11 protein-coding genes are annotated in these 12,249 nt (G+C 57.3%); 4 read left to right on the top strand and 7 right to left on the bottom strand.

All coding sequences use genetic code 11. The features are described 5' to 3' along the window. Positions 1-118: 118 nt before the first annotated feature. Positions 119-946 (top strand): dienelactone hydrolase family protein, encoded by an 828-nt coding sequence (locus DPA2511_RS00960; protein WP_012763827.1) that lies wholly within the window; start codon positions 119-121, stop codon positions 944-946. 160 nt (positions 947-1,106) lie between these two features. On the opposite strand, the gene metE is transcribed toward DPA2511_RS00960, so the two are convergent. Further along, positions 1,107-3,374, bottom strand: coding sequence for a 5-methyltetrahydropteroyltriglutamate--homocysteine S-methyltransferase (gene metE / locus DPA2511_RS00955; protein WP_012763826.1), 2,268 nt, complete (start codon positions 3,372-3,374; stop codon positions 1,107-1,109). A gap of 104 nt (positions 3,375-3,478) precedes the next feature. On the opposite strand from metE, the gene metR reads away from it, so the two are divergent. Continuing rightward, a complete protein-coding gene (gene metR, locus DPA2511_RS00950) occupies positions 3,479-4,417 on the top strand; it encodes an HTH-type transcriptional regulator MetR (RefSeq protein ID WP_012763825.1) in 939 nt (312 codons plus the stop codon). On the opposite strand, the gene DPA2511_RS20815 is transcribed toward metR, so the two are convergent. The 6 genes from DPA2511_RS20815 to DPA2511_RS00920 all read right to left on the bottom strand — a co-directional run bounded on the left by DPA2511_RS20815 (position 4,320) and on the right by DPA2511_RS00920 (position 9,550). Continuing rightward, positions 4,320-5,219, bottom strand: coding sequence for a carboxylate/amino acid/amine transporter (locus DPA2511_RS20815; RefSeq protein WP_012763824.1), 900 nt, complete (start codon positions 5,217-5,219; stop codon positions 4,320-4,322). The two genes, metR and DPA2511_RS20815, sit on opposite strands and share 98 nt — an antisense overlap. Positions 5,220-5,320: 101 nt before the next feature. Then, positions 5,321-5,899 (bottom strand): lipid IV(A) palmitoyltransferase PagP, encoded by a 579-nt coding sequence (gene pagP / locus DPA2511_RS00940; protein WP_026595093.1) that lies wholly within the window; start codon positions 5,897-5,899, stop codon positions 5,321-5,323. Positions 5,900-6,325: 426 nt separating this feature from the next. Next, the gene (cysE, locus tag DPA2511_RS00935; protein ID WP_012763822.1) at positions 6,326-7,147 is read right to left on the bottom strand and encodes a serine O-acetyltransferase; all 822 of its coding nucleotides are present in this window, start codon (positions 7,145-7,147) and stop codon (positions 6,326-6,328) included. A gap of 254 nt (positions 7,148-7,401) precedes the next feature. Beyond that, positions 7,402-8,418: an NAD(P)H-dependent glycerol-3-phosphate dehydrogenase gene (gene gpsA / locus DPA2511_RS00930; RefSeq protein WP_012763821.1), complete on the bottom strand. Its 1,017-nt coding sequence runs from the start codon at positions 8,416-8,418 to the stop codon at positions 7,402-7,404. After that, positions 8,418-8,894 carry a protein-export chaperone SecB gene (gene secB / locus DPA2511_RS00925; protein ID WP_012763820.1) on the bottom strand — a complete coding sequence of 159 codons (477 nt, stop codon included), beginning with the start codon at positions 8,892-8,894 and terminating at the stop codon, positions 8,418-8,420. The genes gpsA and secB overlap by 1 nt, the downstream gene beginning before the upstream one ends. Positions 8,895-9,118: 224 nt before the next feature. Further along, positions 9,119-9,550, bottom strand: coding sequence for a rhodanese-like domain-containing protein (locus DPA2511_RS00920; RefSeq protein WP_012763819.1), 432 nt, complete (start codon positions 9,548-9,550; stop codon positions 9,119-9,121). 256 nt (positions 9,551-9,806) lie between these two features. Between DPA2511_RS00920 and envC the strand changes: the two genes are divergently transcribed. Both envC and DPA2511_RS00910 read left to right on the top strand, forming a co-directional pair. After that, positions 9,807-11,081: a murein hydrolase activator EnvC gene (envC, locus tag DPA2511_RS00915; RefSeq protein ID WP_012763818.1), complete on the top strand. Its 1,275-nt coding sequence runs from the start codon at positions 9,807-9,809 to the stop codon at positions 11,079-11,081. A 15-nt stretch (positions 11,082-11,096) separates the two neighbouring features. Then, positions 11,097-12,044, top strand: a complete 948-nt coding sequence (locus DPA2511_RS00910) for a divergent polysaccharide deacetylase family protein (protein ID WP_404821619.1) — start codon at positions 11,097-11,099, stop codon at positions 12,042-12,044. Positions 12,045-12,249 lie beyond the last annotated feature (205 nt).

Raw genomic sequence — 12,249 nt, 5'->3', positions numbered from 1 at the left:
ACAAGGTCTGTACATTTCTGTACGCCGCCGCGCACATGCCGGGCAGGTTTTCTACCATTACTTAACTATCGCCCCGGGCCGGGCCCGCATCAGCCGATTCACACTTAAGGATAGCGCCATGAAAACAGATGAATTATTGCGCCTTAGAGAAACTGACCGGGGATTCTCTCCCGCAGTAATCCCGCTGGCGTCCTCTACCATTACCACCGACACCAGCGGGCTTATCGTGGGGGAAACCACTATCCCCTCCCAAGGCGACGAACTGCCGGCTTACATCGCCATGCCGCGCGAAGAAGCGGGCGCATTGCCGATTGTACTGGTGGTACAGGAAATTTTCGGCGTCCACGAGCACATTCGCGATATCTGCCGCCGTCTGGCCAAACTGGGCTATCTGGCCATCGCGCCCGAGCTCTATTTTCGTCAGGGCGATCCGCAGCAATATCACGACATCCCCACCCTGATGGCGGAGCTGGTGAGTACCGTGCCGGATACGCAAGTGCTGTCCGACCTGGATCACGCCACTCACTGGGCAATTCGTCAGGGGGGCGACGCCTCCCGGTTGGCCATCACCGGCTTCTGCTGGGGCGGCCGCATCAGTTGGCTATACGCCGCGCACAACCCGCAATTGAAAGCGGCCGTCGCCTGGTACGGCCGACTGACCGGCGCCAAAACCCTGACCAGCCCGACGCATCCGGTGGATATCGCCACATCGCTGATAGCGCCGGTGCTAGGGTTGTACGGCGGCCAGGACGCGGGTATTCCGCTGGAACAGGTAGACATCATGCGACAGGCACTGCGCGCAGCCAACGCCGACGCGGAAATCGTGGTTTACCCGCAGGCCGAACACGCCTTCTATGCCGACTATCGCCCGTCCTATCACGAAGCCTCCGCCAAAGATGGCTGGCAACGTATGCTGGACTGGTTCGCTCAACACGGCGTAGCGTAATCATTCATACAGGTAAACCCGAAAAGAAAAAGGGGAGATAGCGTCTCCCCTTGTCATATGCGGCGGTGATGAGGAACGCCCCGGCCCTGAGCGTCACATCCTGTGGTTCACGCACATCCTGTCATCCTTTGCGCCATTCCCCATCACCTGTTTCGGTGGTTCAGCGTGTGGTTTCACGCAGCTGTTTGGCGGCCTGCACCATGTTGGCGAGTGACTGACGGGTCTCCGGCCAGCCGCGGGTTTTCAGGCCGCAGTCCGGGTTGACCCACAAACGCTCGGCTGGAATACGCTGAGCCGCTTTACGCAGCAGCGCTTCGATCCACGCCACGCTCGGCACGTTCGGCGAATGAATGTCGTATACGCCGGGGCCGATTTCATTCGGGTACTCGAACTCTTCGAATGATTCCAGCAGTTCCATATCGGAACGGGAGGTTTCGATGGTGATCACGTCCGCATCCAGCGCCGCAATGGAATCCATGATGTCGTTGAATTCGCAATAGCACATGTGGGTGTGGATCTGCGTGTCGTCTTTCGCTACCGCCGCATTCAGGCGGAACGCATCAACAGCCCACGCCAGATACGCAGCCCAATCGGAGCGGTGCAGCGGCAAACCTTCACGCAGCGCCGGTTCGTCAATCTGGATAATGCCGATGCCAGCCTGCTCCAGATCCGCCACCTCGTCGCGCAGCGCCAGTGCAATCTGCTTGGCGATGGTTTCGCGGCTGACGTCTTCGCGTGGGAACGACCAGCACAGAATAGTGACCGGGCCGGTCAGCATGCCTTTCACCGGCTTGTCGGTCAGCGACTGGGCATATTTCGCCCACTCGACCGTGATCGGCTCCGGGCGGCTGATGTCGCCAATCACCACCGGCGGTTTCACGCAACGGGAACCGTAGCTCTGTACCCAGCCGTTCTGGGTGAACACGAAACCGTCCAGATGCTCGCCGAAATACTCCACCATGTCGTTACGTTCGGCTTCGCCGTGCACCAGTACGTCCAGCCCCAGACGTTCCTGTTCCACAATCGCCTGTTTGATGTGCTCGGCGATGCCGACGCGGTAATTCTGGCTGTCCAGACGCCCTTGTTTGAAATCCAGGCGCAGGCTACGGATTTCGGTGGTCTGCGGGAATGAACCGATAGTGGTGGTCGGCCAGGCCGGCAGGTTGAAACGCGCCCGCTGGGCGTCGGCGCGTACCAGGTACGGGTTCTGACGCAGGCTGTCCTGAGCGGTGATCGCCGCCAGACGCTTCGCCACCGCTGGGTTGTTAACGCGGGCAGACGTGCGACGGGCGCGGATCGGCGCGCTATACGCCACCAGCTCGTCGCCGTTACCGTCGTTCAACGCACGGGTCAACAACGCCAACTCCTGGCATTTCTGAATGGCGAAAGCGAACCAGCTCTTCACCTCTTCGTCCAGACGGGTCTCGACGCTGAGATCGATCGGGCTGTGCAGCAGCGAACAAGAGCTGGCCAGCCACAGCGTGCGCTTGCCCAGCAACGGTTGCAGACGCTCGAACCAGCTCGCCAGGTCGGCGCGCCATACGTTACGGCCGTTGATCACGCCCAGCGACAAGACCCAATCGGCAGGAAGTTGTGCGTTCAACGCCGTGGCGTCGTCTTTGCCGTGCACCAGATCGACATGTAACCCCTGTACCGGCAGCGTTGTGATCACGTCCAGATTCTGGCCGATGCTGTCGAAATAGGTCGTCAGCAACAGTTTCACCTGCCCTTGCAGCGCGTCGTAAGCCGGCTTGAAGGCGGCTTTCCATTCGGCGTCCAGTTCCAGCGCCAGTAACGGCTCGTCAATCTGCACCCACTCGATGCCGCGTTTCGCCAGTTCGGCCAGCACCTGCTGATACACCGGCAGGATAGCATTGAGCAGTTCCAGACGATTGAACGCCTCACCTTTGACTTTACCCAGCCACAAATAAGTCACCGGCCCCAACAACACCGGCTTCACCTTGTGGCCCAGCGCCAGCGCTTCGTCTACTTCATCCAGCAGTTGCGTCCAGGTTAGCGAAAACTGCTGGCCTTGGGTGAATTCCGGCACCATGTAGTGATAGTTGGTATTGAACCATTTGGTCATTTCCGCCGCGGCAGCCGGTTCGCCGCTCGGTGCGCGGCCACGGCCGATGCGGAACAACGTATCCAGATTCACGGAGCCATCCGCGTTCTGATGACGGGCCGGAACGTTGCCCAGCAGCAGGCTGGTGGTGAGTACGTGATCGTACCAGGCGAAATCGCCCACCGGCAGCAGATCCACGCCCGCCGCCTGCTGTTGCTGCCAATGACGAGCGCGCAGTTCGCGACCGACGGCCAGCAACTCTTCCTGAGTGGCATTTCCTGCCCAATAGCTTTCCTGTGCTTTTTTCAGCTCGCGCCGCAGACCAACACGAGGAAAACCGAGAGTATGATTTAAAATTGCCATGCTTGAATTCCCATTTAGCCGTCCAGATGTTTACACATCCATAATCCGCAGGTACTGTATAAAGCTCAAGCGCAATTTATTCACTGTCACTGTGAAGGACTCTCATGATCGAACTTAAACACTTACGGACGTTGCAGGCGCTGCGCAATACGGGATCGTTGGCCGCCGCCGCCGCACAGCTCCACCAAACGCAATCCGCACTGTCGCATCAGTTCAGCGATCTGGAACAACGGTTAGGATTTCGATTGTTCGTCCGTAAGAGCCAGCCACTACGGTTCACTCCGCAGGGTGAGATCCTGTTGCAGCTGGCGGAACAGGTGCTGCCGCAAATACAGCAGGCGTTGCAAGCTTGCCATCAGCCGCACCAGACCACGCTGCGTCTGGCGATTGAGTGCCACAGTTGCATCCAGTGGCTGACCCCGGCGCTGGAAAATTTTCATCAGCACTGGCCGCAGGTTGTGATGGATTTTAAATCCGGCGTAACGTTCGATCCGCAACCGGCATTGCAGCAAGGCGAGCTGGATTTGGTGATGACGTCCGACATTCTGCCGCGCAGCGGCCTGCACTACTCGCCGCTATTCGATTTTGAGGTACGTTTGGTACTGGCGCCGGATCACCCGCTGGCTGCCCGCCCCCGGATCGATCCGGAGGATCTGGCGCAGGAAACGCTGATGATCTACCCGGTACAACGCCAGCGGCTGGACATCTGGCGGCATTTTCTCCAGCCGGCGGGCGTCAGCCCATCGCTAAAGAGCGTAGACAATACCCTGCTACTGATTCAGATGGTGTCTGCCCGAATGGGCATCGCCGCCCTGCCCCACTGGGTGGTGGAAAGTTTTGAGCGACAGGGGTTGGTGGTCACTAAAACCCTGGGGGAAGGGCTATGGAGCCGGCTGTACGCCGCCGTGCGCGACGGCGAGCAGCGCCAACCGGTGATTGAAGCCTTTATTCGTTCGGCGCGCCAGCATGCCTGCGAGCATCTGCCGTTTGTGCGGGACGCTTCAAGACCCAGCGGTGGTGTATCCACAGCGCCGCAGCAATAATCGCGGAACCGATGATAAAGCTGGTCCAGTTCGGGGTTTTCTGCCAGAACGCAAAGTTGACCAGCAACCCGGCCGGAACGTGGAAGTTGTTCATAATACTCAATGTTCCGGCGTCCACCTGGGTGGCGCCGTAGTTCCACATGAAGTACCCCAGCCCAGAAACCACCACGCCGAGAAACGCCAGTACGCCCCACTGTACGCCAGTGGTTGGCAGCCTGGCCGCGTTGCCGAACAGCCCCCAGGCGACCAGCGTTACCAGCGCTGCGCCCAGATAAAACCAGGAAAACGCGCTGTGCTGGGGCATGGGATGCAACTCCATCAACCGTTTGTATCCCACCTGCCCGATGGCGAAACAGATATTCGCCGCCTGCACCAGCAGCAGCCCCCACCAGAAGTGATCGCTCACACCGTGGTAATGGATCACCGCCGCGCCCAGTACCGCCAGCAGCGCGCTGAACAAGTACCCCCAACGCAGACGACGGCCGCTGAACAGGTCATAAATCAGTGTGACGTACAACGGCGTCATCACCGAGAACAACAGAATCGTCGGCACATTCAGATAGAGATAACTGCGGAACAAGAACAGATACATGATGCCCAGCTGGAAGACGCCAATCAGCAGATACAACCCCAGAATCCTGGGGGAGTAACCTCGCCAGCGCAGAAAAGGCAGAAACACCGCTGCCGCCAGCACCAGACGGAACATGGCGGAAAACCAGCTATCCACCTGACCGGCCAGATACTCGCCGATCAGACTGAAAGAAAATGCCCACACAATGGTGGTGATGACCAATAACGGCACGTTGCCTACTCCCTACGAACAATGAGGCGCTATTGTACTGGAGTTTGTCGCCGGAACTTTCTTCAATATGGTTTACATACGAACAAAAATAAACCAAACAATTAAAGCTGCCAGCGTAGCCAGGCAAAATACACATTGCCGTTGTTGTGCGTTCCTGGAATGTAGGTCATCTGAAACGACAGCCGCTGATAGTTAATCGACGCCAGCGGCAGCAGCACCGGTATCGGGATGTAATTCCAGTTATCCCGCATAGTCACACCCGCCGTGAAGCCCAACCCCAGTTGAAAATCGTCATTTCCGGCCACCGGTTTCCAGCGTTTTTCGTATCCATAACCGCCAATCGGCTCCCATTTATTGAAGGAGTCTTTGAACGCCATCAGGTAAATACCGTGCCAGTCGCCATCGCTGTCCAGCCGGGAAACGCCGTATCCTGCGCCCCAGGGACGTTCGTTGTACTTATCGATCTTCTGCCGTGAATAAGTCCAGCGGTTATGCCAGGTCATCGCCGGTACATACAGATCCTGAGACTGCCCGTTATGCCAAGTTTCAGAGAGATTGTTCTTCGCTCGCTGCCAGAATCCGTCCTGCCCATCATTCTCCATCGTGGCAGCCTGAGACGTTGAGGGGAAAAACACCCAATACCACGCCATAAGCGCTGGCGCACAAAACCGTAACCACATATGCATATTTCCAGAGGTTTACTATTCAGACAGCATCCGCCGACGACATTTTCGAAGGGGCAAATCCGGGCACAATCCGCGTCAGGCCCTAAAAACGCTGACGGACATCCACTACGGCCGCCGCTATTTTTCATCTTAGGCGAAGCACACCGCAGACGGCACGACAGCTGCGGTCTTAGGCAGCGATTCGCTGTCCGCCAGATGTGTTTCCAATTCATGGGAACATGTAGCGTAAATAGCCACGAGAGGGGTAATTTTCACATGGAAAATACAACCAAAACTAAATAGAACAGATAATTAGCGATTTTTAAGAGGTCTCTGAGATAAACGAATAAAAAAACAACTGCTGAGGGGGTGCGTCCGTGACGTTATCAGCGACAAAGCGCTAGATGACGCCGGGAACCTTCCCGGCGAAAAGCGACGACATCAAATACCATCGCCGTCTTCAAAACCGCGTAACGATCCATTGAAATACTGATCCATATCCAGCGAAGGCATCTCGCTTTCCGGGCGACCGACGATTCTGGCAGGCACACCGGCTGCGGTGGTATGAGGCGGCACCGGCTGCAAAACGACCGAACCTGCGCCGATCTTGGCGCCGCATCCCACTTCGATGTTACCCAAAATTTTGGCTCCTGCGCCGATCATCACACCTTCGCGAATCTTGGGATGACGGTCGCCGTTAGTTTTACCCGTCCCCCCCAGCGTGACAGACTGCAGGATAGAGACGTCATTTTCCACCACTGCGGTTTCGCCAATCACGATGCCGGTGGCGTGATCCAGCATGATGCCGCAACCAATGCGGGCGGCCGGGTGAATGTCGACGCCAAAAGTCACGGAAATCTGGTTCTGAAAATAAATCGCCAGCGCCTTGCGATCCTGCAGCCACAGCCAGTGGCCGATGCGGTAAGCCTGCAAGGCATGAAACCCTTTCAGGTAAAGCAGCGGGGTGGAATATTTGTCCACTGCCGGGTCGCGCAGACAGACCGCCTGAATGTCGCGGGCGGCGGAAACGATCATATCAGGGTCGGCGCGATAGGCTTCCTCAACCACTTCCCGAATCGCAATCGCCGGCATGATGGCGTTGGCCAACTTGTTGGCCAGCATATAGCTCAGGGAATTACCCAGATTTTCATGCTTCAACAGCGTCGCATGGAAGAAACTGGCCAGCATGGGCTCGCACTCCGCCAGAGAACGGGCTTCATCCTTGATGTTTCTCCAGACCAGTTCCAACTCTTCATTCGACATTGCACCACCCCTCCGAAATGCCTTCACCTTGACACGCATCAGACAGCCTGTTGCACCGCTGAGCGCCGAACCGTGCGATGTATCTGTTTAATAAGCAGTAAAATGACCGTCGGTCTGCCCCGTTGTTAACCGGAACAGCCACCGGAATGCCACCACATCAGAGCAAAACGACAACGGGCCTCCCATGGGAAGCCCGGTAATACAGACGCCGCGATGCCATGCGACCGGAATATGCCCAGGAATAACCGGCATGACTAACGCAGGACTTCGTCCTTGCTGGCTCGACCCAGCAGCGTCAACGCCGCCTCTCCGGCATCCTTACCGCAGTACAGCACCTGCCATAACTGTTCGGTGATCGGCATTTCCACACCGTAACGCTGGGCAAGCGCCATCACTTCACGGGTATTGCGATATCCTTCCACCACCTGACCAATCTGCGCTTGCGCCGTCGTCACGTCCATCCCCTGCCCCAGCATCATACCGAAGCGGCGATTACGCGACTGATTATCGGTGCACGTCAGCACCAGGTCGCCCAGCCCCGCCATCCCCATGAACGTCGCGGGGTCGGCCCCCAACGCTACGCCAAGCCGGGTCATTTCAGCAAGCCCACGGGTAATCAACGCGGTACGGGCATTGGCGCCGAACCCCATACCGTCGGACATGCCCGCTCCGATAGCAATCACGTTTTTGACGGCGCCGCCCAGTTGAACGCCGATAAAATCGGGATTGCTGTAAACGCGGAAGCTTTTGCCGCAGTGCAGCAACTGCTGCAAATCATCGGAAAACGCGCGATCGGTCGCCGCCAGCGCAATCGCCGTCGGCAAACCGGCGGCCAGCTCCCTGGCGAACGTCGGCCCGGACAGCACCGCCAGCGGAATATCATCGCCCAACATCTCACGCGCCACATCCTGCAGCAAACGCCCGGTGTCCGCTTCCAACCCCTTGGTCGCCCACACCAGACGGGCGTCTGGGCGCAGGTGCGGTTTTATCTGGCGCAACACGTCGCCGAACACATGGCTCGGCACCACCACCAAAATATTACGGCTGGCCGTGACCGCTTGCGCTAAATCGGCTTCCAGCCGCAGGGTCTCGGGAAAAGGCACATCCGGCAGAAAAGCCTGATTGCACCGCGCCGCCTGCAACGCCTGTACATGCGCGGGGTCATGCCCCCACAACACAACCTGATGGCCGTTGCGCGCCAGCGTAATCGCCAGAGCGGTGCCGTAGGAACCGGCACCGATCACCGTCATGGCGGCTTGCGACATGTTCATCAGGCATCCAGCGTCTGATTCTGTTCCGCGCCTTCGTTGGCGGCCTGCTGTTCCAGATAGTTCATGAACAGGGCATCAAAGTTGACCGGCGCCAGATTTAATTGCGGGAACGTGCCACGGGAAACCAGGCTGGTGATGCATTCGCGCACATACGGGAACAGTACATTCGGGCAGTAAGCGCCCAGGCAGTGAGCCAACTGCTGGCCTTCCATACCGCCGACGGTGAAGATGCCCGCCTGCTGAACTTCACACAAAAATGCCGTTTCTTCGCCGAGCGTGGCAGTCACGGTCACGCGCAGCACCACTTCATACACGTCGTCAGCCAGTTGGGTTGAGGCCGTGTCCAGATCCAGTTTGACTTCCGGATTCCACTCCTGCTGAAAGACCTGCGGCGCATTCGGCGCTTCGAAAGAGATATCTTTGGTGTAAATGCGCTGGATCTGGAAATTCACTTCGACGTTGTTTTGTTCAGACATGTTGAAAATACCCTTTGTTTAATTTTCCCGACGAACGGCCTGTCACAGAGACTGAACGCCGACATATATACCCGTCATACTGCAAGTTGCAGGCGCATTGGCGGTGTTCGTTCACCCGACTCACTTACCGGAGTAAGCTCATCGCCATTCACTCACTTGCTGTCTTCCTGCCACTCGAATTATTCAGGGTATAGACAGAATCTGGCTCTTCCGGCCAATTCTTGTTATTTCCCGCGCACCAAAGGAAGATTATCGCCACTCCAGCCGGCCAGACCATCCTTAAGGGTCAATACACGCTCGAACCCTGCACGATACAAATTTTCACCCGCTTCACGCGAAGCCATACCATTAGCACAGACCAGGATGATCGCTTGCGCTTTGTGTTTTTCCAATTCACCCAGGCTGCCGTTTTTAATGTCATTAGGCTGCACATTGATGGCATTGGCGATATGGCCGCGACGGAAATCATCACGATTGCGAAGATCCACCACAACAGCATCTTCTTTATTAATCAATTGGATCGCTTCACCACGAGCCACTTCTTTGACCTTGGAAAATTTACTCTTCACCGTAAGCACGATGACGGCGACCAATAGGGCAATCCAGGCCACGCTCAGGATCGGGTGCTTGCTGATGAATGGCATAATCTCTTGCATGGGGTGTAACAACTCCGGAATCAGTTAAGCAATAAAAATACAGGGTGTCTGAGTATACCTGTGCGATACCGCAATTACAGCCCGTTCGCCAACATCGCATCATGATTCTGCGGAGCTCGCCATAAATCAGGAAGAAAACTCGGCTAACGCCGTGATTTCGGGCTGCTACGGTGGATAAACGCTGTCATGCCTGGAAATAGAAATCCTTGGCAAGACAACTGGTAAGGCGCAAAGCATCGTGAAATAATCTTTCGCCATGAACGAAAATGCGCCTTCCGTTCCGCTGCTGACGGGTCGTCACAAACTGCTGATTCGGTGCGCCAGCGCGCTGTGCGTTGGCGTACTGCTATTGCCGTGCCGCAGTTGGGGCGAAGACAACCAACAGCAGCTCAAATCGTTGCAGCAAGACATTGCCGCCAAAGAAAAAAGCGTCAAAGAACAGCAAAGACAGCGCGGCGCCCTGCTGGAGCAGTTAAAAAAGCAGGAACAATCCATCTCCCAGGCCAGCAGGCAGTTGCATGAAACCCGCAATACGCTGGAGCGACTGAATCAGGAAATCAACCGTCTGAGCGCCTCCATCTCGGCGCTGCAAGCCCGCCAGAAAACACAGGAACACTTACTGGCGCAACAGTTGGACGCCGCATTCCGACAAGGACAGCACAGCGGGTTGCAGTTAATCCTCAGCGGCGAAGAAAACCAACGGCGCGAGCGCATCCTGGCCTACTTCAACTATCTCAACCAGGCGCGGGAGAAATCCATCAACGATCTGCAGCAAACGCGCAGCGAGCTCAGTGCACAAAAACAGCAGATTGAACAGAAGCAGGCGCAGCAAAAACGCCTGATGAGCGACCAGCAACAGCAGCAAAAAACGCTGGAGCAGGCGCAGGGCGAGCGTCAAAACACATTGAGTTCGCTGGAGAATTCGCTGGAAAAAGACCAGCAACAACTCACTGAACTGCGTCAAAACGAAACCCGGCTACGCGACCAAATCGCCAAAGCCGAGCGGGAAGCAAAAGCGCGGGCGGAAAAAGAAGCCCGCGAGGCGGCGCGTATCCGCGAAAAAGAAGAGCAGGCGAAACGCAGCGGCACCCGCTATAAACCGAATGAAAATGAGCGCTCGCTGATGGCACGCACCGGCGGGCTGGGCCCGCCCAGCGGGCAATATATCTGGCCGGTTCGCGGCCATACACTGCATCGTTTCGGCGAACAGCAGCAAGGCGAATTGCGCTGGAAAGGTCTGGTGATCAGCGCCGCCTCCGGCGCGGAAGTCAAGGCGATCGCCGACGGCACCGTATTGATGGCCGACTGGTTGCAAGGGTATGGCCAAGTCGTGGTGATTGAACACGGCAAAGGCGATATGAGTCTGTACGGCTACAATCAAAGCGCGCTGGTCAACGTCGGCACACAGGTCAAGGCTGGGCAGCCTATCGCGCTGGCCGGCAACAGCGGTGGGCAGAGCCAGCCGGCTCTCTATTTCGAAATTCGTCGTCAGGGGCAGGCGGTCAATCCGTTACCCTGGTTAGGAAGGTAAGGTTTGCGCTCATTGATTCTCCGCGTGATATCGCTTTTCGTCAGTTGCGTACTGGCGCTGCCCGTCTGGGCGGGCAAACTGTCGCTGGTCATCGACGATTTCGGCTACCGTCCGCATAACGAGAATCAGGTACTGGCGATGCCGGTCGCGATCTCGGTCGCTGTATTACCGAATGCCCCCTATGCCCGGGACATGGCGACCAAAGCGCATGCTCAAGGGCGGGAAGTGCTGATTCATTTGCCCATGGCGCCGATGAGCAAACAACCGCTGGAGCGGGATACGCTGCGCCCGGACATGAGCAGCGAGGAAATCGCACGGATCCTGCGCGACGCAGTCGGCAAAGTCCCTTACGCCGTTGGGCTTAACAACCATATGGGTAGCGCCATGACCGCCAGCCTGCCGGGCATGCAGAAAGTCATGCAGGCCATGACCACCTACCGGCTGTATTTTCTGGACAGCATGACCATCGGCAGCAGCCAGGCCAGCCGCGCCGCGGCGGGTACCGGCATTCGGGTGCTCAAACGCAAAGTATTCCTGGACGATACGCAGAACACGGCCGATATCCGCCGTCAGTTCAACCGGGCGGTAGAATTGGCGCGACGCGACGGCGTCGCCATCGCCATCGGCCATCCCCACCCCACCACCATTCAGGTATTGCAGCAAATGTTGCCGACGCTGCCGCCCGACATCGAATTGGTGCGTCCCAGCCAGTTGTTAAACGAGCCGGAAAGTGCGCCACGCCATTACGAACCGGTACCGGTCTATACCGCATCGGCACGCATACCCGTGGGAAAACACACCATTCGCCCGATTCGCCAATGCGTCAGCAAAGTGCCGTTGCCGCCCATCACACAGCAGGACATGCTGCAACGGCTGGCCGCCGACGTGATGCAAAGCGCCGCCATCGTCTACCTGGAGCAACGCTGGAAAACCTGGCGAGGTGAGTGGGTCTTCCGCCAATAATGCAGCAACCGCTGGCGGTGATGACGCCGTTAAAACCGTGTCACCGTTAAAACCGTGTCACCGTTAAAACCGCGTCACCGTTAAAACCGCGTCACTGTTAAAACCGTGTCACCGTTAAAACCGCGTCACCGTTAAAACCGCGTCACTGTTAAAACCGTGTCACCGTTAAAACCGCGTCACTGCTAAAACCGCGTCACCGTTAAAA

Source organism: Musicola paradisiaca NCPPB 2511, assembly GCF_000400505.1.
GTDB lineage: Bacteria > Pseudomonadota > Gammaproteobacteria > Enterobacterales > Enterobacteriaceae > Musicola > Musicola paradisiaca.
The sequence above is the reverse complement of the archived record's forward strand: the minus strand, read 5'-3'. Positions and strand labels throughout refer to the sequence as shown.